Genomic DNA, 26,869 nt, shown 5'->3' with positions numbered 1-26,869 from the left:
CAGCGCCACCCGAATGCGGAGGGTCAGAAAGTTGCGTCGAGGCGCGTGTACCAAATCCGTCCCGACAGTCCGTAGGTTGCGTCAGGGTTGTACAGAATTCCCCAGCCCAGTACGCCGTTCAGGAGATCCGAGCAGTCCTGGTTAACTTGGTCCGGGTATCGATCCAGCAAGTTGTCAACACCCACCGTTAACCGCATCCCGTCTGCTAGCCGCCAGCGCACGGAGGCGTCTGCGATCCAGGCAGCACTGATTTCACCCGGACAATTTGGATCACCGAGCAACCACTGTGGCGAAGCTTTGCCGAAATAGTTGACTCCGAGATTCAGCTCCAGCATGTCGTCGTCGGTCCAACTGCCGGAAATGCGATGCCGTTGCTGTGGAACACCTTCCTCAATGTAGGATCTTGTTGGCGAGGAAATGGTTTCGATTTCTTTGTCGATATCGGTTTCGTTGAAGTGCAGGGCACCGGCTAGCGTGAACTGACCCTCCATGAACGGCCAGTCCCGGCTGGCAACAATGTCAAGGCCAGAAGTCGTGGTATCCACCGCGTTGGCAAAATACTGAATGTCCGTGATGTGCTGGATTCCGCGTTCTGCGGCAAGACGGCCGCAGCCAGCGGCACTGCTGCCAGCACAGTCGGGAACATGCGTTACGAACGTGATCCGGTCGCGGATATTGATATGGTAAATGTCCGCCGAGAACGAGAGATCCGGGGACGGGGTCCATATGGCGCCGAAACTGAGGTTGTTCGAGGTTTCGTGCTGGAGGTCGGAAGAGCCTTCGCCGAAGAACTCGAACGCCGCGCCATCTTCCAGAATGGCGGTGACTGACAAGGTCCCATCCGGCTGCCCAGAAAAAATAATCGTATTGAACCCTAGCTGGGGAAGGCTCGGCGCTCGGAAGCCGGTCGATGCGGTGGCCCGCAAGGAAACCTCCGGTAATATCTTGATACGGCTGCCAATCATCCCGGTAATGCTGCTCCCGGCGCCTTCGTAGCGCTCGAATCGTGCAGCAGCTTCAATATTCCAGTCGGCCGAAAGCTCGTGTCGGAAGTCCGCCCACAGTGCTTGGCTGTCGCGGTCACGCGTCCCGAATTGCGCATTGACTGGGGAATAGCCCGGGTAGCCTTGGTGACCGCAGGTCGCGAGCCCGTCGATTTGGCCGATTGTTCCGTCTTCGGCGATGATCACGGCCCGCTCGGGTGGAGGCGTGGGCCTGATGTCCGCATTGTCAGGAAGACCGCAGCCCCAGGACGCAAAATCGCCGGCCCGGATTCCGAAGCTCTCCTGCCGGTACTCAGCGCCGAAGGCTGCTTCCACCGCACTTCCGCCGAGATCAATTTGTCCGGCTACGTCCAGATCAAGCGACCAGTTTTCGAGTTTCGTGCCGCCGCTGTCACCCGTCGCCGGGCCCGCATTCGCGCGGACCTCGTCGAACGTGATGTCAGCAAGGCTGCGCCCACCGTCCAGTTCGCGCTGCAGCCAGTCGGCTGCCCATGACGAATTGATGCTGTCGGTGGCACCGAAATCGAAAGTGTTGGCACCGAAGCTCCAGTTCACGTCCGCGTCCCACCTGCCAAAGGACGATCGATAGCCGAGCACGATTGCCTGGTCCTCGGAAGTGGAGTCCTCAAAGGGTAGAAAACCGTCCGGATAGACCGGGCCAACAAGTCGTTCCGCTGCCCAAACGGGGTCCCGCCAAGCGCCGCTCGAGCGGCCGTTTCGCGAAGACCAGCCGCCGAACGCATACAGTTCGCTGCCGTTGCCAGTCGGCGCAACGGCGTTGAGGAACAGGGCCCGAATGTCATGCTCAGGCTCGCCCAGAACGATTTTTCGCCCAATAGGCGGATCGTGCGGGCCAGCTGCGTCAATGTGACTGGTGTCGAAGGCGCGGTCGATCCGCTCTTGATCGTATATCTCGGCGGTCAGGTTGAGCACCCCGTTCTCGCCAAGCGCAATACCGACGTTGGAGGACGCGCCGAAATGCCGCCCGTCGCCTTCAGCGGTAATACCGGCCCGCGCGCTCGCGGTGGATTCGAATGCATTTTCCTTCAACACCACGTTGATCACTCCGCCGATGGCATCAGAACCGTACTGGGTTGCGGCGCCGTCGCGCAGAACCTCGATGCGCTCAATTGCCGCAAGCGGAATGGCACGGAGATCCGCGCCGGTCGTCCCCTGTCCGGACGCTAACAGCGGACGCGGGAAGGAAATGCTGTGACGCCGCTTGCCGTTGACCAGCACCAACGTGTGGTCGGCACTCATTCCGCGCAATGCTGCCGTGTGGAAGAGCCCCCCGTCACCGACAGCGTTTCGCTTGGAATTGAATGATGGTGACGTCTTCTGGAGCGCGACCGTAAGGTCTTCGGAGCCTGTCGTCGTGATTTCTTGAATGTCGTAGACGTCCACCGGAACGGCGAGATCCTCAACCGCGACGCCGCGGACCCGGGTACCAACCACGACGATGTCACCCAACGTCAGGGCGGCACTGTCGGCGTCGGTTTCTACCCCGTCCTGCGAAAATCCTGAGAGCGGAACAGAGCAGGCAGCGAGCAACAATGCGCCACGCAGGAACCGAATCGCTGACATGATCAACCTCCTCCTGATTGTTCGCAACGGCCGCCAAAATCAGTCGATTTTAGCCACGTAAGCATCGGAAAATCAATTATGCGCAGGGCGCTGTGCATGCTCGATACTATGCCGACAAGTTAAGTCAATTTCGGCACGTATCACGAACTTGGAGGGATTGCTCGAAACAACCGTAACCGAATTCCAAATTTGCAGGCTGTCGGTCGGGCCATTGGACAAACATTGAGGCGCCGTAGCGCTCGTGTGGCAGCGTCATTTGTCAGTCTGGCCCAGTGCGGCTGTCCATCCGGGAAGCGGCCCTTGGCAAGCCGCCCGTTGAAGACCGGTGCTCGATGCGCCCCGATTGGGCGATCTATTTTCTCAGGATGGCCTGCGCAGATCCTTCCCCGGACTCCATGGCGCCCTCCATGCCCCTGGCGTTACGGGACAGGTGTTCACCGCAGAATTGGATTCGACCGTGCGGCTGTCCCATCTTCGCGGCGAAGCGGGAAATTTGCCCGGGCTTGTAATAGGCCCAGGCTCCACGGGCAAACGGGTCTTGGCTCCACGCCTTACGCCCGAGGTACTCGAGATTGCCCGCAGAAGCAGGTCGAGCCAGTGCGATGGCCTCCAATACAATGCTGGCCGCCTCGCGCTCCGGCAGGCGGTCCAGCCGTTTCGCGTTCGGCCCCATGACCCAGGCGGTGAAGCTCGTGACTTCCTCCGGATGGTCTCCGTGGCGGGCGGCGGCAAGCATTCCGGCCGGCCCGTCAGTGAAGAGGCTTGCCGCGTGGCCGTCATCATTCCAGAAGGGAGCAGCGTGCCCGAAATACATCTGCGTCACCGGCTGCGATTCGACAGAGCGAATAGCCTCAACTTGTGATGCTTGCGGTTCAGGGTCGATCGATAGGTCACGGAGCACGCCGATCGGCAATGCACAGACGACGTGGGGCGCCGCGTACACGGCGCCTCCCGCACAGTGAACTTCGGCACCTTGCCCGTTGGTGGTGATTGCGGTGACGACCCTGCCGAAGTGAACGTCGTGTTCCAGAAGGTCCGCCATCGCTTCCGGAATTCGCTGCACGCCATTCTTGACCGTGTATCCGAGGACGCCGTCGGGAGCGGACTGCCGCTGGGCGATGGAGAAGGCGGCCCGGAAGAACAGGAGCAAGGCCGAAATGTCGCCCGCATGATCTCCGAAACTCGGATTCAGGTCGTACGCAAGCCGCACCGCGGATTCATCCAGTCCCAACCCCGTCAGCCACGTTCGTACTGACACATCGTGCACCGCGAACTCTGGATCGAGCCACCGCTCGGGACCGGGCAGGGGGTTGTCTTGGACAGCCAGCGTGCGATGCAGGGTCCAGGGCATCTGATCCTTGAATGGGTCGGGGAGGACGTTGCGCGGATGCTCGGGCCATTCTGATTGCCGTATCAATTCGCCGCCCAACACCAGGTCTTGCTCTCGGAAGAACGCCAGCATCGGGCTGACGTCGACCAGATCGATCCCAACCCGTGCGCAGACCGAGGTGATCCGGTCGTAGCCCGCGCCGATGTACGTGCCGCCAGCTTCCTGCGAATGACCCAGCTGGCGCATTGAGTGCACCCTGCCGCCGACTTGGTCACGAGCCTCGAGGACTTGCACCCGCGCCCCGCCTTCCTGCAAGTGCAGCGCCGCGTTGAGGCCGGCGAGACCGGCGCCGATCACGACGACGTCTGTGCTGGTGCGTCGGCTCAACGGAACCATCGAGATCCTGGCATCGGACTACCGCACGACGCGGGCCGCGGCTGGCCAGGCCTGCCGGATGGGCAGCAGTTGGCGGGGCAGACGTCGTGGCTCGGTCCATGGCGGCCGAGTGCAATGCGCTCGGAGTCTGTTTCGGACCGCTCCCGAATGAGATCCGGAATCATGCCAACGAATGCCGGATGAGTGCCCACGGTGGCGGCACGGATCAGGTTGAGGCCGACCGCGTCGGCCGCGGCCCTGGCCTCCACGTCCAGGTCCAGCGTCACTTCTAGGTGATCGCAAACGAAGCCGATCGGAGCGACTACGACGTCCCGCTCGCCACGTTCACATTCTTCGGCGACCGCATCACAGATGTCGGGTCCTAGCCATCGTTCATCGCCGTACCGTGCATTGTTGCTCTGGTAGACGAGCCGCCATCGGCGCGGGTTACGGTCCCCGAGAGCCAGGGCGACCAGCCTGCAGGCTTCCCGGAGTTGGGCGACGTACGGGGCGTTTCGAGCTGCTGCTTCCGGCAGGCTGTGCGCAGTGAACAGGATCGGTGTCCTTGTCCTCCGCTCGTCCGGAATTTCTGCGAGCGCGGAGCGCACCTGGTCCGCGAATGCCGCGACGAAGCCGGGATGGTTGTAGCCATATCGAAGTCGATCGATGGTGGGAGCCTGTTGCAGGCCGTCCGCGGCAAGATGCAGGTCCTCACGGTAGCGTCTGCAGCCACTGTATGAACCGAAGATGCTGGTGACAAACACGGCCGCGCGCCGAATTCCATCGGCCTCCATCGTCCGAAGGGTGTCGGGCAGCAACGGATGCCAGTTGCGGTTCCCTAGGTATACGGGCAACGCCAGCCCGCAACGCTCGAGTTCGTCCTGCACTGCGCGCACCAGATCCCGGGTGTGCTGGCCAATCGGGCTCACGCCGCCGAAGCGCCGGTACCGGTCATCAATCCGGCGTCGCGCCGAATTGGAGAGCTTCAGGCCTTGGAGCACGTTGTCGAGGAACGGTTCCACGTCCTCCATGCCCTCGGGCCCGCCGAACGAAACGATCAGTAGCGCGTCGTACTGCCTCGCCGTTTGATCGGCGAACGGCGATTTGTTCACCCTGGGCTACCGTCGGGACTCGTGCCGCGTCCCTGCCAGGCGACGCGCCCCACAAAGAACGGGCCCAGGCTGTCCAGGTACTGCGACGTCTGCTCCGTCCCGCGCATGGCCTGCACGACGGCAGACAGCGGATGCAGCTCCGCCCCGACCAATCCAACGACGAAATCGTTGTCGTACTTGTCGAGGCCGTGGCAGGCGAGTCGGATGTCGTGGGCCAGGCCGGCCGATCCAAAGCGGTGGCCGAGCGAACCATGTTCGGCGAGGATTTGCCGCTGATGACCGGCTTCAAGCGCGGCGAATGCCTTGGCTCGCCGCAGTGGGTACCAGACCGCCCAGTGCAAATTCGGGTCCGTGATGCGGGAAATCGGCCGGGTGAAGAGCACATGCTCCAAGTCGGACTCGTAGCCGATGGAGTAGGTGCGGCCGAACATTTCGAACTCGTCCTTCCGGGTGAGTTTCGTAAATGGCGGGTTGTTCAGCAGGGAACGAAAGTCGGTCACGAAGTAATCGGGGTCTTCGTTCACGACGGCGAGCCCGATGCCGGTCGGGTCTCCGACCTCCAGGTACAGCGCTCCCGTCACGCCACTGTCCGTGAGCGCATCGATCACGGGAGCGGGATCGGTGCAGCCGCCGTAGGCCGTGAAGCGCATGAACAGCCGTCGGTCCAGGGAAACGGGCGTGGCCCCGCGCCTCCCCTTTTCGCTGATGTCGACGGGCTCAGGTCCGTACGAAGCACCCGGCTGGCGTCCTTGTGGTTCGGTCATCGGCTGGCCTGCTCCAAACACGCTTGGGCCGGTGCGGTCAGTCGATCAGACCGTCGCGACGGACGCCTGCCCGGTTCCCCTGCGGCACGAGGACTCCGGCCCGTGGAAATCATCGGCGTCGCTCTTCGATCACTGCGCTTCCCGGCGAACGGCCTGGACAAGCGCTTCCACGCTTTCAACCGGCGTGTTCGGGAGCACCCCGTGGCCAAGATTGACGATATGGCCGCGCGCGCGCACTTCGTCCAGAAGCGACTCCGCCGCCGCCCGCGTAGGTTCGGGACCTGCGGTCAGGATGGCTGGATCGATGTTGCCCTGCACCGCGCGCCGGTCGCCGTGGCGTTCCTGGAGCGCGCGGAGGTCGATCCGCCAATCCACGGCGAGTCCCTCCGCCGGCAGCTCGGCATAGGCCTCCACCAGATGAGGGGCATTGTTGACGAACAGGATTCGCGGGATTCCCGCTTCGCCCACAGCGTGCAGCATGGATTCAAGATACGGCCTGACCAGCCGCTCCCAGCTCGCGCGCGGCAGCAGGCCAGCCCAGGAATCGAAGACCTGTATGGCGCTGACACCAGCCTGCCCCTGGCGAATCAGGTAGTCGGCCATCAGGCGGGAGAGACGTTCTAGAAGCCGCTCCAGTGCTCGGGGTTGCTCCGCCGCAAACGCGCGGAGGAGCGGGAAATCCTTGACCCCCCGGCCCTCAACGAGATACGCGGCCAAGGTCCAGGGGGCGCCGCAAAAGCCGAGGAGCGCGGTGTCGGCAGGCAATTCCCGCCGGACCAGCCCGATTGCGTCGATGACTTCGGGCGCGACTGACTTCGAATCGACTTCCGGGAGGGCATCCACGGCGGCTGCGCTCCGGATGGGCTCGGCCACGACCGGTCCCGGTGCGAAATCGAACTCGATGCCGAGAGCGGGGAGAGGACTCATGATGTCGGCGAAGATGATGGCCGCATCCAGCGGGAATCGACGGATTGGCTGCAGCGTGACCTCGGCTGCGAGTTCCGCGCTGCCGGCAAGTTCCTTGAAACCGTACCGCTCCCGCAGCTTGCGGTACTCGGGCAGGTAACGACCGGCCTGACGGTTGATCCAAAGCGGTCGCCGCGGCGTCGGCTCGCGGTCAAGAGCGCGGTCGAACAGGGTCCGCGTTTCCGGGTTTATGCGCGCAGCCGCAATACCGGTCACCGCGGGTCCTCCCGCCGAGGCCGCGCCCCCTCGCTCGTCGCGCACGGTGCCGCAAACCCGGCGCTCACAACCACTTCTCCCGAAGCGCGTCCCGGCAATGGTAGGTAATGATCAGGTCCGCACCTGCCCTGGCGATCGCCATGAAGTTCTCGCGCACGACCCGGGCTTCCTCCAGCCAGCCGCGTTCGGCGGCGGCCTTGACGGCGGAATACTCCCCGGAGACGTTGTACGCAGCGAGCGGCTTGGCCGTGGCCGAGCGCATGGCCGAGATCACGTCGAGATAGGGAAGCGCTGGCTTCACCATCAGCATGTCCGCGCCTTCCTGCTCGTCGAGTTCCGCCTCGCGGATCGCCTCCAGGACGTTGCGGCAATCCATCTGGTAGCCCTGCCGGTCGCCTTCGGACGGTGCGGAATCGGCTGCCTCGCGAAAGGGCCCGTAGTACGCGGAAGCGTACTTGGCCGTATAGGCCAGGATCGCGACTCCCTGGTGCCCGTCGGCATCCAGCGCATCCCGGATGGCGCCCACCCGTCCGTCCATCATGTCCGAAGGGGCCACGATGTCGGCTCCGGCGCTGGCATGACTGAGCGCGGTGTCGACCAGGGGACGGAGCGAAAGGTCATTATCGACGTCGCCCCCTTCGATCAGTCCGCAATGGCCGTGGTCGGTGTATGCGCAGAGGCAGACGTCCGTCATGACCACGAGTTCGTCTCCGAACACATCTTTCAGTCGCTTGATCGCCCGCTGGACAGCGCCAGCGTCGTCAGCTGCTGCCCGCCCGTCGGGAGCCTTGGTTCCCGGCGAAGGTTGGCCGAACAGCAGTACCGCGCGAATACCGAGAGCGAGATCCGATTCCACCTGTGGCAGAAGCCGCTCCACACCCATGCAGGAGATGCCCGGCATGGCGGACACGGGCTCTTCGGCCCCATCCGTCGGCAGGACGAAGTGCGGGAGTACGAACTGGTTGGGTGAGAGGTGCGTTTCAGCGACCAGGTCCCGGACAGCCCGGGTCCGGCGCAGGCGTCGTGGCCGGTCTCGGCCCGGAAGCGTGATGTTCAGTTCGCGCAATGCAGTGCCTCCATCAAGCCCGGCAGGCCGGGCCGGGTTGCTTCTCCGGTGACGTCGAGACCGGCAGCCCGTGCCGCCCGTGTCGTGGCCGGGCCGATCGTGAAGATATCTAGGGCCACGTCCAAACGTACCTGATTGCAGAAGCCGGTAACGGCGGACGGGCTGGCCAGGAACACGCTGCGCGCACCGAGCTCCGAGACCGCCACTCGATCGCTGCGGGGAGCGAGCGGGGATGTCCGGTAGAGCTCGATCCGCACGTAGATGCGTTCGGCGTCCTCCAGCGCGTCCTCCAGGGAGCGTCCAGCGTTCTGCGCGACCGCGATCAGCACCCGATCGTCGGGTTCCAGGCGCGGCACCAGCTCCATGGCCATCGCGGCAGCCGTTCCTCCGGTTCCAACCAGGTCCGCCGCGCGTCCGAGCCGGGCTCGCGCTTCCCGCCCCGTGGCAGGGCCAACGGTCGCCACCCTTATGGACGGCGCAAGCGGCGTGGGTCCCGGGTAAAGCCGTGCGAAGGCGTCCACGCCGCGCCCGGACGTGAACGCGATCCACTGGGCTCGCGCCACTTCCCGGGCCAGCTGCTCGCGGAGTTCTGCGGTCGCGATGTCGTGGCACCGGATACACGGAAAGACGACCGGGACCGCGCCGCGCCGCTCGATCTCAGCGGCCCAATCGGAACAGTCTTCCCGAGTTCGCGTGAGGAGAATCCGATGACGCGGTGTCGGCTTCATGGTTTCGTCTCACCGGGCTTTGGCTGAAGTCCGATCATGGCGGTGTCGCGGCGACGCATTCCCGTTCGGAACTGGTCAGGCCGTGGCCGGATCGCCGGCGCCGGTCGAACACAGGAGTCGCCAGAGTTCACCCGCCACGTGGCTCGGCTCGGGCCCCCGGCCCGTCTCCACCGACACCCGCCCTTCCCGCTCCAGCATCGCATGCATGACGCAGTCTGTGCCCTCGGCGCGGCAATAGGCGCCGAACGCCAGCTCGCAGCCGCCTTCCAGCCGACCAAGCAGCAGCCGCTCGGCATCGATGGCTTCGCGGGTGGCAGGATGGTCGAGCGGTGCCAGTGCCGCCCGCACGCCATCCCGGTCTTGCCGGCACTGCAGTGCCAACGCGCCCTGCGCTGGCGCCGGTACGAACCGCTCCGGGTCCAGGCGAACGGTGGCGACGCCGGTGAGGTCCAGGGCCGTCGGACTGGGCGAATGGCGGGCCCGGAGGCGGTCGAGGCCGGCCGTGGCCAGCACGATCGCATCATATGAGCCTTCCTGCAGGCGCCGGACTCGGGTGGGCACGTTGCCCCGCAGCGGCACGGGCCTGAGGTCTGCGCGAAGATGTTTCAGCCACGACTGTCGGCGCACCGAGGACGTTCCCACGCGGGCTCCGGCAGGTAGCGGGAGGAACCCGGCGTCGTGGTCTGCAAGCCCGGTGCGAATGAGCAGACAATCTGCCGCATCGAGGCGCGCGGGCACGGCCGCGATGACCAGCTCGTCGGGATTGCCGGTGGGGACGTCCTTGTAGGAATGCACCGCGAGATCGATCGCGCCGTCCACCAGGGCCTGACTGATCTCCCGCACAAAAACGCCTTGGGGTCCGATGGCGGCGAAGACCGGTTCCCTGGACTGATCGCCCGCAGTTGTGATCGGCACCAGTTCGGCGGCGTGTCCGGCCGCAGCAAGTTGAGCCGCGATGCCGGCGGCCTGTGCGCGCGCCAGGTCGGAGTTGCGGGTGCCGATGCGAAGCCTCATTCGCTCTTCCCTCTGGGGCCGAAGTCATGGTTTCCGCGGGGTCGCAGGTCGTAACCTGAGAGGCATTCCCGGAAGGAACGGATAATGTAACCGACAGCCAGATACCTGAACCGTAGTCGTCTGGCGGCGGGTTGTCCGTACCGTGCCGCCGCTGGCGTCTCCTGTACCGCCTGCTCCCGGACTATCGGGATTCGCTGCCGCCAGAAGCCACGACCATTCTGGTAGGAGGTTCACGGCTGGCCGCGGATCGCGCGAGCGGAGGGTACTGCTGCAGGCCAGTGAGGACAGCAGGATGTTGTTCACGATTCGAGGACTCTTGGTGGTGTTGCTGGCCGCGTGGCCGGCGCACGCAGACGTTGGCGGGCACCCCACGGTTTTGGACGGTGACACGTTGGAAATCGCTGGCGAGCGCATCCGTTTGCACGGGGTCGATGCCCCGGAAAGGCGCCAGCGGTGCGTGGTGGACGGGGAAACGTGGCCTTGTGGAGCTGAGGCTTCGCTAGCCCTCGCCGCCCGCATTGCCGATCATCGCGTCGAGTGCGAGGAAACGGACACTGATCGTTATGGCCGGATCGTGGCCGTCTGCAGGATCGGCGCAACCGACCTGAACGCCTGGATGGTTGCCGAGGGATGGGCGTTGGCGTATCGGCGCTACGCGATGGACTACACGGGCCAAGAGGCTGCGGCAGAGGCCGCCCGTCGCGGAATCTGGCGAGGGAAGTTCGTGGCGCCCTGGGAGTGGCGGCGTGGCCGGCGGCTCGCGGATGCCGGCGAGCGGACCGACCCACAGCGGCCGCACTGCCGGATCAAGGGCAACATCAGCCGGAGCGGTGAACGGATTTACCATGTTCCTGGCGGCCGTTTCTATGAACGCACGCGCATTGATCCGACACAGGGAGAGAGGTGGTTTTGCTCGGAGCGAGAGGCGGTTGCGGCCGGCTGGCGCCGGGCAAGGTAGCTGGCGGCAACGAAGCCTCCGACAGACTGTCGGCGGCGTGCCGGGAGAAGGGTATCCGAGCAGGACCGAGGGCGGCTGACGGTCGGCGTGCCGGCCTGATCCGAAGGGGATACGCTCCTTGCATTAGCGTATGAATGTGGCATCGTTTGCTCGTGTGCAGACGTTGGTGGCCTAGCGGCACCTCACCGTCATTGCTGTTCTGATGGGCCGATAGGCCATCTTGCGGCCGGGCGTCTACCGGCGTGGACCGAGGCCTGCTCGTGCTTGCTGTCAGGGGTGGCGCGCGGTGCCCCATGCTGGAAGGGCTGGCCGCCTTCGCGACGGGAAACTGCGACATGGATTACCAGCAGTTTTTTTCCGATCGGATCGCCGATCTGAAGGCGGAAGGCCGGTACCGGGTGTTCGCCGACCTGGAGCGGCAGGCCGGGCGTTTTCCGCGCGCGGTCCGGCATTCGGAACGTGGCGCCGCCCCTGTCACGGTGTGGTGCTCCAACGACTACCTGGGGATGGGACAACACGACGTTGTCCGGTCCGCCATGCGGAAGGCGATCGACGAGGTCGGCGCCGGGGCAGGCGGGACCCGCAACATCTCCGGCACGACCCACAGCCACGTGCTCCTGGAGCAGGAACTTGCCGACCTGCATGATCGGGAGGCGGCGCTTCTATTCACGTCCGGCTACGTGGCGAACGAGGCCACGCTGTCCACCATCGGGCGCCACCTGCCGGGCTGCATCCTGTTTTCCGACGAGGCGAATCATGCCTCGATGATTGCCGGTGTCCGGCACGCCATGACCGAGAAGCGGATCTTTCGTCACAACGACCCGGCAGACCTCGAGGAAAAGCTGCGTGCGGCGGACCCCGAGCGTCCCAAGGTCATCGTCTTTGAGTCGGTGTATTCAATGGACGGCGACATCGCACCCATCGGGGCATTCTGCGACCTCGCCGCCAGGTACGGCGCGATGAGCTACCTCGATGAGGTACATGCTGTTGGGATGTACGGGGCGCGCGGCGCCGGGGTGGCGGCCCGCGACGGCGTGATGGATCGCATCACGGTCATCCAGGGCACGCTGGCCAAGGCGTTTGGCGTGGTCGGGGGTTACATCGCAGGCTCCGCCGCTGTGGTCGATTTCATCCGTTCGTATGCGCCGGGATTCATTTTCACGACAGCCCTGCCGCCGGCGGTCGCCGCCGGTGCGCTGGCCAGCGTCCGGCACCTGAAGTCGAGCGACGTCGAGCGCCGCCTGCATCGGGAACGTGTCGCCGCCCTGAAGCAGGCGTTGGCGGAGTCAGGCCTTCCCGTCATGCCCTCCGCTTCGCACATTGTCCCGGTGCTGGTCGGCGATCCGGTGATCTGCAAGCGGGCGACGGACCTGCTGCTCGACCGTTACCAGATCTATGTCCAGCCGATCAACTACCCGACCGTCGCGCGGGGCAGCGAGCGGTTGCGCCTCACGCCGACGCCCCTCCACACCGATGCCGATATCGCGGACCTGGTGTCCGCGCTCCAGGCCGTCTGGAAGGAATTGTCGATCAGCGTCGCCAACTGATCTGCCTTGCTGCCCGCCTGCGGAGGCCTACCGCCGGCGGCCCGAAGCAAGCCTCAGGCGTTGCCCAGCGCCTGGTCGAGATCGTGGATGAGGTCGCTCGCGGTTTCCAGGCCGACGGAGAGCCGGACCACGTCCGGTCCCGCGCCGGCGGCGGTTTTCTGCTCATCCGTCAGCTGGTTGTGCGTCGTGGAAGCAGGATGGATGACCAGGCTCCGGGTGTCGCCAATGTTGGCGAGATGCGAGAAGATCTGGACGTTCTCGACGAGCCGAACGCCGGCGTCGTAGCCACCGCGCACCCCGAACGTGAAGACCGCGCCCGGTCCCTTGGGGAAGTACTTAGCGGCCAGCTCGGCATACGGACTTGAAGGCAGCCCGGCATAACTCACCCAGGCGACGGCCGGGTGTTGCTCGAGGTATTCGGCGACGGTTTGCGCGTTCGCCACGTGCCGCTCCATCCTGATCGGCAGCGTCTCGATGCCCGTGAGGATGTAGAAGGCGTTCTGCGGCGACAACGCGGGACCCAGGTCACGAAGCGCGTCGGCCCGGACTTTCATGGTGTAGCCGAAGTCACCGAAGGTCTCCGCGAAGCGAAGCCCATGGTACGACGGTGTCGGTTCGGTCATTGCCGGGAACCGGCCGCTTGCAAACCAGTCAAATTTTCCCGACTCAACGATGACGCCGCCCAGCGAGTTGCCGTGTCCTCCCATGAACTTGGTCAGCGAGTGCACCACGATGTCCGCACCGTGGTCGAACGGACGGTGCAGCCAGGGGGTTGCGAGCGTGTTGTCGACCATCAACGGGATCCCGTGCTCGTGAGCAATGTCGGCCATCCGCTCCACGTCGACGATGATCCCGCCGGGATTGGCTAGGCTCTCGACGAACAGGCACTTGGTCCGATCCGTGATGGCCGCCTTGACCGCTTCCTCGTCGGCGGGGTCGACGAACGTCACCTGCCAGCCGAACCGTCGGAAGGTGTGGGTGAACTGGGTTATCGAGCCGCCATAGAGGTACCGGCTGGCGATGATCTCGTCGCCGGACTCCATCAGCGGGTAGAGCGCGAGTTGCTGGGCGGCGTGCCCGGAAGCGCACGCGACCGCCCCGCGACCACCCTCCAGGTTGGCCACACGTTCCTCGAGCACGGAGACCGTCGGGTTGGTGAGGCGCCCGTAGATGAACCCGAAGTCCTGAAGGTTGAAGAGCGACTGGGCGTGGTCCACGTCGTCGAACACGAAGCCGACCGACTGGAATATCGGCGTGGTTCTGGCCCCGGTGTGGGGATCCGGTGCGGCGCCTGCATGCACCGCGCGGGTCTCGAAGCCGAACTCCCGCGGCGTGTCCGAGTCGCTCATGTCAGTTTCGTCCGGGCTCGCAGTGGCCGCCGCCGGTTGGAAAACAGCCCCGAGTTGATGCCGCCCCAGCCCAGCTCCCCGTTCAGCCGGCCGTATTCGATCTTGGGGCAGCGGTTCATGACCACATCCAGCCCGGCGGCCTTGGCGCGCGCCGCCGCCTCGTCGTTCCGGATCCCGAGCTGCATCCAGACCGTCTTCGCACCAATGCGGATTGCCGACTCGGTGATCGCCAATGCCTCTTCGGAGCGGCGGAAGACGTCAACCATGTCGACGGGTACGTCGATGGATTCCAGATCTGCCATCACCGTTTCACCAAGGAGGTCCGTCCCTGCGGCCGGCGGATTGACCGGAATGACGCGATAACCGCGCTCGCGGAGGTACTTGAAGGCGAAGTAGCTCGGTCGGCGAATGTTCGTGCTGGCGCCGACCATCGCGATCACGCGCGTCCGCTCGAGGATCGAGCGCAGGTAGGAGTCGGGGTAGGGAATCGGTTCCAAAGTGCCTTCAGCTCCCCGTCCAGACCGGGGTGCGCTTGGACAGGAACGCATCGATTCCCTCTTCGGCGTCCCGGGCCAGCATGTTTTGCGTCATGACTTCACTGGCGTAGGCGTAGGCGTCGTCGATGGGTAGTTCGGCCTGCCGGTAGAACGCCTCCTTGCCAATTCTCAGGGTCAGCGGCGACTTCGCGGCGATCTTGCGGGCGAGATCCATCGTCGTCGCGTCAAGGTTGTCCGGCTCAACCACGCGATTGACCAGACCGAATGTGCGCGCCGTTTCGGCACCGATCATCTCTCCGGTGAGCAGCATCTCCATGGCCTGCTTCCGGCCGACCGAACGGGACAGGGCCACCATGGGCGTCGAGCAGAAGAGGCCGATGTTCACCCCGGGGGTCGCAAAGCGGGCTTCCCGCGACGCGACCACGAGGTCGCAGGACGCCACCAGTTGACACCCCGCGGCAGTGGCAATGCCCGCGACCTTGGCGATGACCGGGCGCGGATGGCGCGTGACGGACAGCATGAGCCGGGCGCATGTCGCGAACAGCTTCTCGTAGGCATCCCGGCCCGGGTTGGCCCGAATCTCGCGCAGGTCGTGACCGGCACAGAACGCGGGTCCGACTCCTTCGATGACGAGGACCTTGACGCTTTCGTCCTGCGCGGTGGCATCGAGCTCCGCCTGCAGGTGAAGCATCAGATCGTCGGACAGGGCGTTCCGGGCTTCGGGACGATTCAGCGTGAGCACACACACGCCGTCGTCGTCACGCCTCAAGAGCATCGGAGCGGGGCGCACCGGTTCCGCAGTTGCAACCATGGTCGGACTCCGCGGGGAAGTGATCCGCACACAGTATATGGGCTGGACGGCGGCCAGTGTTCGCGGGGATCGGCAACCGGGATCGGAACGGAGTCAGGCTGCGGAGCTCGCGCGGTGTCCGCGCTGGCGGCAGCACGAACGGAGCGCCTGGTGACGTGCGTATCCGCCGCCGTCGTCGACGTCGTCTAGGACGTCCGCAAGCACATGAACCCGCGCGCGTGGCCCGGCGGAACGGACAGTGTCTGCGAGGGCGGCGGACGTCGACCAGCGGACGTTGAGCATGGCGGGGCCGGCGGGCCGGCGGTTGCCGAAGCCCGCCAGCCAGTACCCGCCGTCGGCAGCCGGGCCGAAGACGAAGTCGTGTCGGCGCAGCGCTGCCAGTGCCGCTCGGAGGTGACTGGCCTTCAGGTCAGGAACGTCGCTGCCGACGATCAGCGCTGGTCCCGGCTGACTGCCGGCCACCCGGCGCATCCGCATGCCCAGATCGCCTGCACCCTGCGGCACGACCGGGACGCGAAAGGTTCGCGCCATGGCGCGGCACGCACGATCCGGCGTGACCGCCAGGATCGTGCGCCAGGTGCGATCGGACGCAAGGCGACGAAGCAGCCCGGCGAGCGTCGCGCGGTAGAAGCGCAGGGCTTCCACCCTGCCGATATCGGCGGCAAGCCGCGTCTTTACGGTGCCGATCACCGGCTGACGGGCGAACACCAGGACAGTCGGCCGTAGGGTGGAGCGGGCCTTCGGGACGGAGCGAGGCAACCCGCTCCGGGGCGGCCGCAGGTGCCGCCTGACTCGTTGATGCATCGGTCTCAACCGGGTGGTCATCGGCATATCCGGACGCGGCGGCAACGCGCTGCGGGCAGCTCGCGTCCGGCGGACTCTACCGGCGCGCCGGTTGCCCCATCATTGCGCGGCGCCGAAACGGCATCCGCGAACCGCCTAGCGGCTTCGGGCACGGGCCCCGCAGCTTCCCCGATCCAGGCTTCTGGCAAGCGGTGGCGCGCATTGGCTTCGCGCGACGGGCTTTCGCTCGGGGCTCCGTGCATGCCCTGAAGTTTCAGGCTGACTTTTCGCCCGGAAGCGCTAGCTTCAATGCCGACGGCGTGGGAGCGTCGTCACATGGACAGGCACCGCCTGCAGTTTCAGGGAAACAAGATCGATGCACAGGAAAACGCTGCACGCCGCCCTGCTCGCGGCCAGTCTGACCGGTCTCGCGGGTTGCGCAGCGCTGCCGCCCATGCTGGGCGAGTCGCAACCCGCAGCATCGATGTTGACGCTCGATGCGTTTCAGGGTGAGGATACTGCCTGCTACAACCGCGCCAGCCAGCCGTACACGGCGGTCGTCGACAGCCACTTGCACTTTCGCCCGTTTGGCGGTCCGGCCCTCCCGTTCGATGAGGTGGTGCAGTACCTCGAGAACACCGGCGTTCTGTTCGCCAATGTGTACGGAATCGGACAGATGCTGCCGGTGAATTCGGACTGTACGTACTACTTGGACTGCGTCGGCACGCTGGTAAGTCCGACGATGAAGAACGACTTCATGAATGCCATGAACTTCGTCTTGAGCGGGTCGGATGCAGTGCACCTCACCATGTCCATGACGTTTCCCGATCTGGAGAAACCCGATTCGGTGCTGGTCGGGATGCGTCTGCTGGATCAGGAGTTTCCGGGCGTCTTCAGCTGGATGGGCGAGGTGAACCTGGTGAAGCAGGCGCTGTTCGGGAACTTTCACGCGGTGGTCCCGTTGACGACCATTCCGCGCTGGGCTCCGTTCATGGCGGTACTGCGGTTCCGCGGCATGCCCCTCGCGATTCACTCGGATCTTGGCAATGACGCCGATCCGACCCAGTACCTGCCTTGGATTGAGGAGGTGCTGCGGCTGTACCCCCACAACAAGATCGTCTGGATGCACCTCGGACTGTCGCGCGAGCTCGTCGCGATTGATCCTGACATGCACATCGGGATTCTCGAATCGCTGTTGGACCGCTATCCCAATCTGATGGTGGACATCTCCTGGCGCGTGATCGACGACAACGTGTTCTCGGACCCGGGGCTCCGCGACCGATACATCCCGTTTCTCAACGCCCATTCGGATCGCATCCTGCCCGGCACCGATTTCGTCGCGTCCGCCAACAAGAACTTCGACATCTACCGGGCGGAATTGGACGTCACCAGCCGTATTCTTGCCCATCTCGACGATGCCGCCTTCCGGAACATTGCGCTCGGGGAGAACTATTTCCGGCTCATGGGCCTTGATTATGTGGCGCCGGAAATCTGTGCCTCGTCCTCGTAAGCCGCAGAAGCGCGCAATGCCCAGGTCTCGATGCACACTGGGTCCGGGGCGGAACGGCTGAGGCCCCAAGAGCAGGGTCAGGAAGCCGCAAGAGAGCATCCAAGAGCTCGGGAGGCCGTTGCGTCCAAACTTGCTCGCGGTCGGGACCATGGTCGCAGCCCACGCCCAGCCCCCCGGCTGTCCCCAAGGTTGTTGATAACTGGAACCGGCCGTTCAACGTAGAGGCTGAGCGGCAAGGCGCCGCTACAGCCCATGCGTTTGGCAACCATCAACGTCACCCGGGAACAGGAGGCTCTTTCTTGCAATCCTGGCACCCGGGCGGCTTCTGCTACGCGCAGTTGCGCTGCACGACCGCGCGCCCCAGCGCGCTGATCAGATCAAGCTGCTGGCGCCCGGCAGTCGCGGATTCGGGGCCGAAGCCCCCCCTTTACGACGACCGCGAAGCTACCCGGTCGCTTCGCTCCGCAAGAGAAACACCGCCATCGATCCCGACAGCAGCGGCAATGTCGCGTCGATCACGATCCAGACCAGAGAAGTGGTGTCCGCTCCGATTGCAGTAAATGCCGGCGAGAGGAGGTCGAACCAGTTCCAGAGCATCAGGATGCTGACGAACCCGAACCCGAAGAACTGAATGTTGGCCACCAGGAACTCGCGTGTCACCGGCCCGCTGTCGGATTCCAGGTCCACCTGCCGTTTTCGGCCGTAGGAGTAGAAGAGACCCAGCGCGAGTCCCAGCACCATGAGGGGGTTCAGGATATTCCAGAACGGGCTGTAGGGCTGCGCCTCGCTGGAAGTGTGATAGAGCGGTTCGACAACAGTGTGGACGGCCAGCACGACCGCCAACGCGAGAAGAAAGATTCCGCTGATTCGCTTAAGCATGGAAGGTCTCCCTTCGTGTGATCCGACCGCCACGAGGTCGTGCAACGATAGCAACGAAGGACATCACTGCGATTGACGCGCCGCAGCTTCACGATCGGCAGTTTCATAGAATCTGCGAATACGTTCGGGCGACATGCCGCCGAACCAGAGCGCCAGGCAGAAGAGGTTCCGCAGGCTCCGCCGGAGCCATCCGTCGCGCCGGTACCGTGCGCCGGACGTGCGGATCGCCGTACGCAAGAGATGGAGCCGGCGCCGGCCGATCCGACGCACGATGTCCACATCCTCCATGATCGGCAGCTCGCGATAACCGCCGATTTCCTCAAGCAGCAGGCGCGGGATCAGGAGACCTTGGTCGCCGTACGGGAGTGCGAACAGCCTGGTACGGATGTTGGCCAGAGCCGCGGTTCTCCGGGCCGGCCGCGAATCCTCGTCGAACGCCAGCCGAAAGCAGGCGGCGTGGCGGCCGCGTCGCGGGGCGGTGATGAATGCTCGGGCCTCGTCGGCCCATTCCGGGGGAAGCGATGAATCCGCATGCAGGATGAGGATCCACGCTCGCGACGTCAGGCTGCAGCCCGCGCGGATCTGGGTACCCCGACCCCGGGACGCGGTGGCGAACCGTGCTCCGTGGGTGTGTGCGCATGCAGCCGTGGCGGCCCGATCATGCGAGTGTCCGTCCACCACGCAGATGTCCGATGCTACTCCGGCCAGGCAATGAAGCAGTGGTGCCAGACTCTCCGAAGATTCGAGCGTGGGAATCACAACGGAAAGATCGGCGATCGGCTCTCCGAGCGGGTGGCGAATGACCGGCACGGCGCACTCCTATCAGTGGAATTCGGCCCCTCGCGCAGTGATGGGCCGCCAACGCCGGCACGGTCCCCCCGGGAGACGCCCCGCAGGCCTGGATCGACGGCCCGGCGGAACCGCCCATGACGCAAGGCCGCTTCGCCTCCGAGCCCTGCGGGAACGCGCCGCTGGTCCTCGTATAGCGCCGGACCCGGGCGATCTGCAATCGCGCGCCCTGGGTCGGACAGGGGAGCTCCGGAGAGCACGATCAGGTCCGCATGAACCAGATATGTTCCATTTATGATCTTTCCTTGGGTCCAACTTCTGCTACTATGCAGTAATGGCCAAGCACGGACCCGGCGCCGGTATACGGTTCGCGCCCCCGAGCGATCTCCCCGGGAGGCGGCGCGGTCGCGGGGCAGTCAGCAACCGCACCGGGCGGTTCGAGGCTCACGTCCGCGAGGTCGACGAGATAGCCCTCGCGGAGTGCCCGCCACCAGCGACGGTCGCGACGACCATCTCACCCAGCGAAACCCGAGAAGGATTGACCTGGAACCGGTCGCCGGATATCGGCTTTGACCGCTCGGTGAATCCGTACCAGGGTTGCGAGCACGGCTGCATCTACTGCTACGCGCGCCCGACGCACGCGTTCCTCGGTTTGTCCCCCGGTATTGACTTTGAGACTCGCATCTTCGCCAAGGAAGCAACGCCGGAGCGGTTGCGCGAGACGTTCGCGAAGCGTGGCTACACGCCGGCCATGATCTCGCTTGGAGCCAATACCGATCCGTACCAGCCCGCGGAGCAGAAGCTTCGGCTCACGCGCCGCATTCTCGAATGCCTGCGAGACCATCGGCACCCGGTCAGCATCGTCACCAAGTCGGCGCGCGTACTCCGTGATCTGGAACTGCTGCAGGAACTCGCCGCCATGAAACTTGTGCGCGTGTTGGTCTCAATCACGACGCTTGACCATCGGCTGGCCAACCGCATGGAGCCGAGGGCCAGCACGCCGGCGCGTCGACTCGAAGCCGTAGCGCAGTTGCATGATGCTGGCATTCCCGTGGTGGTCATGAACGCACCGGTCATTCCCGGCCTCACCGACATGGAGATCGAGCGCTTGGTCGCCGCGGCGGCTGACGCCGGCGCCGATTCGGCTCGCTATGTGCTGCTCCGGCTGCCGCGCGAGGTTGCAGAACTGTTCGAGGAGTGGCTGCACGCGCACGTCCCCGGCGCGGCGAAAAGGGTACTCGCTTTGGTGCGCGAGACCCGCGGAGGAGCCTTGTATCAGTCGGAATTCGGGATCCGACAGCGCGGTACCGGCCCCTACGCGGAGTTGATTCGGGCTCGGTTTGGCGCGGCGCTGCGGCGTCACGGTCTGGACGATCGGATGCCGGACCTTGACACGACGCAGTTCCGCCGTGTGCCGGCACAGGGAGAATTCGCCTTTATCTGACGATCTCGCTGCCAGTGAGCGCCAGGTCTGCCGCAAGACCCACGAACCACACCAGCGCGGCGCGGTGCGCTCCCCGGAACGCGCTCCCACAGGAAACCGGGTCCTCCAGATCCACGGTGGCGGAGTACCAGATCGACACGATGCCAAAGCCTGCGAGTCCCAGCCAGGCTGGCGCGCCGGCTCCGGTCGCCGCGAGGGTAACCGCGAACACGGCCACCGTGACGGCGTAGGCGATTGCCACGAACCCGCGCCCGCGGCGGCCGAGCCGAACGGCGGCCGAACGGATGCCCGCCGCCGCGTCGCCGGCGCGGTCTTGATAGGCGTACAGCGTGTCATAACCGACGGTCCAGACGATGCAGCCGGCGTACAGCAGCAGCGCCGCAGCCCCCGGCCAGCCGCCTGTGGCAGCGGACCAGCCGACCAGAGCGCCCCAGTTGAACGTGAATCCCAGCCAGACCTGCGGCCACCAGATGAACCGCTTCGCCAGCGGATACAACAGCACCAGCGGCAGTGAGGCAGGCACGAGCCACACCGCCGTCGCCGGAAGCAACACCAGCAGGGATGCCGCCAATGCCAGGTGGGCTGCGATGAAGGCGAGCGCTGCGCGGGGCCCGATCCGGCCTGCAGCCAGCGGCCGGTTGCGGGTGCGCTCGACCGAAGAGTCCAGATCCCGATCGACGAGATCGTTCCAGGCACAGCCGCCGGCCCGGGCGAGCGCGGAGCCCGCGAGTAGGATGACGCAGAGAACGGCGAGGTCGGTCGGCGCCGGCCGTGCCAGGGCAACTCCCCATGCGCACGGCCATGCCAGGAGCCAGATCCCGATGGGGCGGTCGTATCGCCCGAGTGCCACGAGATCGGCGAGAAGTGAGACGGGGCGACTGTTTGCAGGAGCCATGGCTGCATGCGTAGGGTGCCGGCGGGCACTGTGCAAGCCGTTGGCCGGGAGGCCATCCTTTGTGCTGGAGGCGGAACCGCATGCCGACCTGCAGCGCGCTTCCTCGGAGCACGCGCCTGCACCGGGTCGGGTAACCGGAGGGAAGGTGATGGCGAAGGGGCAGGAGACGGGCGGGTGCTGGCTGCTGTGCACGCCCACGGCCGAATCAATCCCGGCGCTCCGTTATGTCAGCGAGTGGGGCGTGGAGCGGATCGTCTGTATCGCTCCGGGCACCGGCGACGTCCCAGATCTGGACCTTAGGGCAGCCGGCGAAGCCGTCCTGGACGCCGTGCAGCGAAGCGCCCGCTCGTCGGTGCCCGACATCGTGCCCTGGACCCCGCTTGCGGTGGCACTCGGGCAGGTGCGGCGGGCGGACCGGATCCTGATCGTCCTGGACGAGTCGCGGGAGACACCGTTCCTGGTGGAAGCCTGCCGTGATCTACCCGCCGGAAGGACTGCCCTTCTGGTCGGACCGAGATCCGGGTTTCCGGTGTCGGACCGGCAGGTGCTTGGCGCGTCTGGCCTCGCGCCGCGTCACGTCACGGTGGGTCCGCGGCTGTTTTCGCCTGAAGCGGCGGCCTGCGCGGCGGTGGCGCTCGTGCAGCACCTTTCGGAGACGTGATCGGATCGTCAACTGCGCTGCACCCGAGGCGCGCGTAGATTCCGTCCCTTCTTGCCCATGGGGCCAAATGCGCAATACTGCGATGAGCTGGCGCAACGCATTTGCCCCGTTCCGGTATCGCCGGACCCGCCTGAACTCCCCAATCCGCAGGAACCTATGGTCGAAACGCCTTCGCCCGCTCCGGCGGTCGGCCATGTACGGGAACTCGTGGAGTGGCTCGAGGCTGGCTGCAAGGCGCCGGCGGACTGGCGGATCGGGACCGAGCACGAGAAGTTCGTGTTCGCCGCCAAGCACCTCCATCGCGCTCCCTACCACGGACCCGCCGGCATCCGGGCGGTGCTGGAGCGTTTGACGGCAGGCGGATGGGAACGCGTCGAGGAGGCCGGCCAGGTCGTGGGACTGCGCCAGGGGCGACAGTCCGTCACGCTGGAGCCTGGCGGGCAGGTGGAACTCTCCGGTGCGCCACTCTCGACCCTGCACGAGACGTGCGAAGAGATCAACGATCACCTCTATGAGCTCCGGACCATCGGCGATGCACTGGGGTTGCTGTTCGTGGGGATCGGGTCGGACCCGCTGACCCCGGTGGACGAGGCCCCCCTCATGCCGAAGGGGCGCTACGGGATCATGCGGAGATACATGCCGACACGCGGTGGGCTCGGCCTCGACATGATGATGAACACGGCCACGGTCCAGGTGAACCTCGACTTTTCGGACGAGCGCGACATGGTCCGGAAATTCCGCACCGCCCTGGCGCTGCAGCCCATCCTTGCGGCCATGCTCGCCAACTCGCCGTTTCGCGAGGGCCAGCGCTCCGGTTTCCTCAGTTGGCGCAGTCACGCCTGGTCGGACACGGACCCGGACCGCTGCGGGATTCCGGAGTTCGTCTTCGAGCCCGGCATGGGGTTCGAGCGCTGGACCGAGTACGCGCTCGATGTACCCATGTACTTCGTGTACCGGGATGGGCGCTACATCGACGTCGCCGGGATTCCGTTCCGCCGATTTCTCGAGGGACGGCTCGACCACCTGCCCGGTGAACGTCCCACGCTCCGCGACTGGGAAGATCATCTCACGACGATCTTCACCGAAACTCGCCTCAAGCGGTTCCTCGAGATGCGCAGCGCGGATGCGGGACCGTGGAAACGGCTGTGCGCGTTGCCGGCGCTTTGGACAGGCGTCCTGTACGACGCGACGGCCCTTGCCGAGGCCGAGGACCTGGTCCGAGAGTGGGGCCCGGAGGACCGCGAGAGCCTGTTTCTGGAGGCGCCGCGATGGGGGCTGAGCTCGGAAATCGGTGGCCGGCCGCTGCTTGCGGTGGCGGCCGACCTCCTCGAAATAGCGCGTGGCGGACTGAAGCGACGGGCACGGCGCAACGCGGCAGGCGATGACGAGAGCGGTTTTCTCGACGTCCTGGCGACCATTATCGAACGAGGAGCCACGCCCGCCGAGGAGCTCCTGGACATGTGGCGATCACGCGGGCGCAATGGATTGGCGCACCTCTTGGCCGAGGAAGCCTACTGAGGCTGCACCCGCCATCGCGGCCGCCAAGGTCGCGCAGCGGCACGACTTTGCTATTGTGACCGCGAAACTGATGGTGCTCGCCCGGAACCGACCAGGCGAAGCTTGCGGGTTTCGCGCGACACCGCCGGCGCGCGCACTGCCCGCCCCTGTTCGCCCGCGCAGTCTGCCGCTCCGGGTGACTTTCCGCAGTTTCTGACCCGGTCCTGCGGTTGGCGCCGCGGCGGTGCCGATGCCGGGCCAGCGCTGCGCTACGGCTCGCGCCCGGAACGTCGGGCCGCGCCGTGCCGGCACCACATGGTTGACGTCCGAGGACTGCTGATGCATCGACGATTCCTCGCCAAGGCACCCGTTCGGCAAGGGCTGTACGACCCGGCGAACGAGCACGATTCGTGCGGGATCGGCTTTGTCGCCGATCTCAAGGGCCGGCCGAGTGCGGCGATCATCGCGCAGGGTCTCGAACTGGTGGTCAACCTGACACACCGGGGTGCCGTCGGCGCCGATCCAACGGTCGGAGATGGGGTCGGGCTGTTGATGCAGGTACCCGATGCCCTGTTCCGCGCTGCCACCGCAGAGGCGGGGTTCACACTTCCGGACGGTCCCTACGGCGTTGGGCAGATTTTCCTTCCGCGCCAGGGTGCGGCCCGGACGCGCTGCGAAGAGGAGACCGAGGCCGCGCTTCGGCGCAACGGCCTGACGGTGTTCGGGTGGCGCGACGTGCCGGTCGACCGTTCGGTGCTGTCGGACGTCATCCGGGCCGGCGAGCCGCTGGCCCGTCAGGTGTTTGTCGGCCTTACCGAGGAGGGCGACCAGGACACGCTCGAACGCCGCCTGTTCATCGCGCGCAAGCAGCTCAGTAACGCGGTGCGAACCTTCGGACCGGACTGCGACAGCTTCTATGTCGTGTCGATGTCCTCTCGGACCATCTGTTACAAGGGCATGATGCTGCCGGACGCGCTGGGTCCGTACTATCTCGACCTTCAGGATCCTCGCACCGCCAGCGCCCTGGCGCTGGTTCACCAGCGTTTTTCGACGAATACGTTTCCCTCATGGCAGCTGGCGCAGCCGTTCCGAATGCTTTGCCACAACGGCGAGATCAACACGGTGCGCGGGAACTGCAACTGGATGGCAGCGCGCCGGCACGCGCTGCGCTCGCACCTTCTCGGCAAGGATCTGGAAACGATCTGGCCGCTCATCTCCGAAGGGCAGTCCGATTCGGCCTGCCTCGACAATGCACTGGAGTTCCTGCTGGCGGGCGGCTACTCGCTGAGCCACGCGCTGGCGCTGCTGGTACCCGAAGCCTGGCAGGGGCACCCCGGGATGTCCCCTGGCCGCCGTGCGTTCTACGAGCGCCACGCGGTTCTGATGGAACCGTGGGACGGTCCCGCTGCACTGGCGTTTACCGATGGCCGACAGATCGGCGGCCTGCTTGATCGTAACGGCCTCCGGCCGTCGCGCTATGTGGTAACCCGTGACGACCGCGTGATCCTCGCGTCCGAGGCCGGCGTGCTCGCGATTCCTGAGCGCGACGTCATCGCGAGCCGGCGTCTGGAGCCGGGCCGCATTTTGCTGCTCGACCTCGAAGAGGGGCGGATTGTCGGCAACGACGAGGTGAAGGACGCCCTGGCGGGGATGGCCAACTGGGCGGCCGAGGTGGCGGCGAGCACGCTCCGGCTGTCCGAATTGCCGACCGGCATCCCGCCGGCCCCCACCAACGTGGCGCGCCTCGACCGGCAGCAAACCTTCGGCTACACGCAGGAGGACCTCAGCTTCCTGATGATGCCGATGGCCGCCACGGGAGCCGAAGCCGTAGGATCGATGGGGACCGACACCCCGCTCGCAGCATTGTCGGGTCGTGCGAAGCTCCTCTACCAGTACTTCAAGCAGAACTTCGCACAAGTCACCAACCCCGCGATTGACCCCATCCGCGAGCAGATGGTGATGTCGCTGATCACGTTTGTCGGTCCGCGGCCCAACCTGCTCGGCCTGGGCGAACCGGACGCGACGCGGCGGATTCGCCTGGAGCAGCCGATACTCACCGACGCGGAGCTCGCTCGGATCACGGCGCTCGGTGCCGACAACGAGACCGGCCTCCGGGTCGCAGTCCTCGACATGACGTTTGATGCGGCGGCGGGTGAAGCGGGTCTTGCCGATGCGCTTGCGGAGCTGCGAGGCAATGCCGAGCAGCAGGTGCGCGCCGGGATCACCGTGCTGGTGCTCTCCGACCGGGCAGTGGGGCCCGATCGGATCCCGGTACCCGCGCTGCTTGCGACGAGCGCTGTGCACAGTCACCTGATCCGGCGCGGCCTGCGGACGTCGACGGGTCTCCTCGTCGAGACCGGCGAGGCCCGCGAGGTCCATCACTTCTGCGTGCTGGCCGGCTACGGCGCCGAAGCTGTCAACCCCTACCTGGCCTTCGAGACATTGGCGGGCGTGTGCGACCTGCTGCCAGGGGACGTCTCCGCGGAGGAGGCCAGCGCGGCGTACATCACCGCCGTTGGCAAGGGCATTCTCAAGGTGATGTCGAAGATGGGCATCTCCACGTACCAGTCCTACTGCGGGGCCCAGATCTTCGATGCAGTGGGGCTCGCGAGCGGATTTGTCGACGAGTACTTCCCGGGCACGGCTACCGCTGTCGAGGGTGTGGACCTGCCGGTGATCGCGGCCGAGACGGTGGCCCGCCACCGGGCCGCATTCGGCAATGCGGCGGTGCTCCGCGACGCGCTGGAGGCCGGGGGCGAATATGCGTTCCGCCTGCGGGGCGAAGAGCACATGTGGACCCCGGATACCGTGGCGGACCTCCAGCATGCCGTGCGCACCGATGCCCAGGATCGCTACGACGCGTTCTCGGCGGCGGCTAACAGCCAGGCGGAGCGCGCCAGAACGCTCCGCGGCCTGTTCACGTTCCGGCCCGCCGGCGCGATTCCGCTCGACGAGGTGGAGCCGGCCGCCGACATCGTCAAGCGATTCGCGACGGGCGCCATGTCGTTCGGGTCGATTTCCCGGGAGGCGCACACGACGCTGGCCATCGCCATGAACCGCATCGGCGGCAAGTCCAACACCGGCGAGGGC

Annotated in this window: 22 protein-coding genes; 7 read left to right on the top strand and 15 right to left on the bottom strand. The window is 65.7% G+C overall.

Annotation, left to right across the window (positions count from 1 at the left end; genetic code table 11):
* Positions 1-23: 23 nt before the first annotated feature.
* From OXH60_09005 to hemC, 8 genes are all read right to left on the bottom strand, one after another.
* Positions 24-2,588, bottom strand: a complete 2,565-nt coding sequence (locus tag OXH60_09005; protein ID MDE0712259.1) for a TonB-dependent receptor — start codon at positions 2,586-2,588, stop codon at positions 24-26.
* Positions 2,589-2,940: 352 nt separating this feature from the next.
* Positions 2,941-4,305: an NAD(P)/FAD-dependent oxidoreductase gene (locus OXH60_09000; protein MDE0712258.1), complete on the bottom strand. Its 1,365-nt coding sequence runs from the start codon at positions 4,303-4,305 to the stop codon at positions 2,941-2,943.
* Positions 4,302-5,405, bottom strand: a complete 1,104-nt coding sequence (gene hemH / locus OXH60_08995) for a ferrochelatase (protein MDE0712257.1) — start codon at positions 5,403-5,405, stop codon at positions 4,302-4,304. The genes OXH60_09000 and hemH overlap by 4 nt, the downstream gene beginning before the upstream one ends.
* Positions 5,402-6,169: a chlorite dismutase family protein gene (locus tag OXH60_08990; protein ID MDE0712256.1), complete on the bottom strand. Its 768-nt coding sequence runs from the start codon at positions 6,167-6,169 to the stop codon at positions 5,402-5,404. Before OXH60_08990 ends, hemH begins: the two co-directional genes overlap by 4 nt.
* A gap of 129 nt (positions 6,170-6,298) precedes the next feature.
* Entirely contained in the window at positions 6,299-7,351 is a 1,053-nt protein-coding gene (gene hemE / locus OXH60_08985; GenBank protein MDE0712255.1) for a uroporphyrinogen decarboxylase, read from the bottom strand.
* A 64-nt stretch (positions 7,352-7,415) separates the two neighbouring features.
* Positions 7,416-8,417: a porphobilinogen synthase gene (hemB, locus tag OXH60_08980; protein MDE0712254.1), complete on the bottom strand. Its 1,002-nt coding sequence runs from the start codon at positions 8,415-8,417 to the stop codon at positions 7,416-7,418.
* Positions 8,405-9,145, bottom strand: coding sequence for a uroporphyrinogen-III synthase (locus tag OXH60_08975; GenBank protein ID MDE0712253.1), 741 nt, complete (start codon positions 9,143-9,145; stop codon positions 8,405-8,407). The genes hemB and OXH60_08975 overlap by 13 nt, the downstream gene beginning before the upstream one ends.
* Before the next feature lie 75 nt (positions 9,146-9,220).
* On the bottom strand, positions 9,221-10,159 hold the full coding sequence (gene hemC / locus OXH60_08970) for a hydroxymethylbilane synthase (protein MDE0712252.1): 939 nt from the start codon (positions 10,157-10,159) through the stop codon (positions 9,221-9,223).
* A gap of 292 nt (positions 10,160-10,451) precedes the next feature.
* On the opposite strand from hemC, the gene OXH60_08965 reads away from it, so the two are divergent.
* On the top strand, positions 10,452-11,117 hold the full coding sequence (locus OXH60_08965) for a thermonuclease family protein (GenBank protein MDE0712251.1): 666 nt from the start codon (positions 10,452-10,454) through the stop codon (positions 11,115-11,117).
* A 335-nt stretch (positions 11,118-11,452) separates the two neighbouring features.
* Complete coding sequence (hemA, locus tag OXH60_08960; GenBank protein ID MDE0712250.1) at positions 11,453-12,664, top strand: 5-aminolevulinate synthase; 1,212 nt, start codon at positions 11,453-11,455, stop codon at positions 12,662-12,664.
* Between the two features lie 53 nt (positions 12,665-12,717).
* Here hemA and OXH60_08955 read toward each other — a convergent pair whose 3' ends face one another.
* The 4 genes from OXH60_08955 to OXH60_08940 form a co-directional block, all read right to left on the bottom strand.
* Positions 12,718-14,013 carry an O-acetylhomoserine aminocarboxypropyltransferase gene (locus tag OXH60_08955; protein ID MDE0712249.1) on the bottom strand — a complete coding sequence of 432 codons (1,296 nt, stop codon included), beginning with the start codon at positions 14,011-14,013 and terminating at the stop codon, positions 12,718-12,720.
* Positions 14,010-14,510, bottom strand: coding sequence for a CoA-binding protein (locus OXH60_08950; GenBank protein ID MDE0712248.1), 501 nt, complete (start codon positions 14,508-14,510; stop codon positions 14,010-14,012). The genes OXH60_08955 and OXH60_08950 overlap by 4 nt, the downstream gene beginning before the upstream one ends.
* Positions 14,511-14,517: 7 nt before the next feature.
* Positions 14,518-15,321, bottom strand: a complete 804-nt coding sequence (locus OXH60_08945; GenBank protein MDE0712247.1) for an enoyl-CoA hydratase — start codon at positions 15,319-15,321, stop codon at positions 14,518-14,520.
* 93 nt (positions 15,322-15,414) lie between these two features.
* Entirely contained in the window at positions 15,415-16,029 is a 615-nt protein-coding gene (locus OXH60_08940; GenBank protein MDE0712246.1) for a TIGR04282 family arsenosugar biosynthesis glycosyltransferase, read from the bottom strand.
* 451 nt (positions 16,030-16,480) lie between these two features.
* On the opposite strand from OXH60_08940, the gene OXH60_08935 reads away from it, so the two are divergent.
* Positions 16,481-17,614, top strand: coding sequence for an amidohydrolase family protein (locus OXH60_08935; GenBank protein ID MDE0712245.1), 1,134 nt, complete (start codon positions 16,481-16,483; stop codon positions 17,612-17,614).
* 444 nt (positions 17,615-18,058) lie between these two features.
* On the opposite strand, the gene OXH60_08930 is transcribed toward OXH60_08935, so the two are convergent.
* The gene (locus OXH60_08930) at positions 18,059-18,493 is read right to left on the bottom strand and encodes a hypothetical protein (protein MDE0712244.1); all 435 of its coding nucleotides are present in this window, start codon (positions 18,491-18,493) and stop codon (positions 18,059-18,061) included.
* Between the two features lie 63 nt (positions 18,494-18,556).
* Positions 18,557-19,303, bottom strand: coding sequence for a TIGR04283 family arsenosugar biosynthesis glycosyltransferase (locus tag OXH60_08925; GenBank protein ID MDE0712243.1), 747 nt, complete (start codon positions 19,301-19,303; stop codon positions 18,557-18,559).
* A 313-nt stretch (positions 19,304-19,616) separates the two neighbouring features.
* Between OXH60_08925 and OXH60_08920 the strand changes: the two genes are divergently transcribed.
* Entirely contained in the window at positions 19,617-20,726 is a 1,110-nt protein-coding gene (locus tag OXH60_08920) for a PA0069 family radical SAM protein (GenBank protein MDE0712242.1), read from the top strand.
* Here OXH60_08920 and ubiA read toward each other — a convergent pair.
* Positions 20,719-21,621: a 4-hydroxybenzoate octaprenyltransferase gene (gene ubiA / locus OXH60_08915; GenBank protein MDE0712241.1), complete on the bottom strand. Its 903-nt coding sequence runs from the start codon at positions 21,619-21,621 to the stop codon at positions 20,719-20,721. The two genes, OXH60_08920 and ubiA, sit on opposite strands and share 8 nt — an antisense overlap.
* A gap of 61 nt (positions 21,622-21,682) precedes the next feature.
* Here ubiA and OXH60_08910 point away from each other — a divergent pair, with 61 nt between their 5' ends.
* The 3 genes from OXH60_08910 to OXH60_08900 all read left to right on the top strand — a co-directional run.
* A complete protein-coding gene (locus tag OXH60_08910; protein ID MDE0712240.1) occupies positions 21,683-22,282 on the top strand; it encodes a hypothetical protein in 600 nt (199 codons plus the stop codon).
* 156 nt (positions 22,283-22,438) lie between these two features.
* The gene (locus OXH60_08905) at positions 22,439-23,800 is read left to right on the top strand and encodes a glutamate--cysteine ligase (GenBank protein ID MDE0712239.1); all 1,362 of its coding nucleotides are present in this window, start codon (positions 22,439-22,441) and stop codon (positions 23,798-23,800) included.
* A 318-nt stretch (positions 23,801-24,118) separates the two neighbouring features.
* Positions 24,119-26,869, top strand: a 2,751-nt coding sequence (locus tag OXH60_08900) for a glutamate synthase-related protein (GenBank protein MDE0712238.1), incomplete at its 3' end; no start/stop codon positions are given.

It is taken from the genome of Rhodospirillales bacterium, from assembly GCA_028824295.1.
Taxonomy (GTDB): domain Bacteria; phylum Pseudomonadota; class Alphaproteobacteria; order TMED109; family TMED109; genus VXPW01.
Note: the sequence above shows the minus strand (reverse complement) of the source record. Positions and strands in the feature narration are given on the sequence as shown.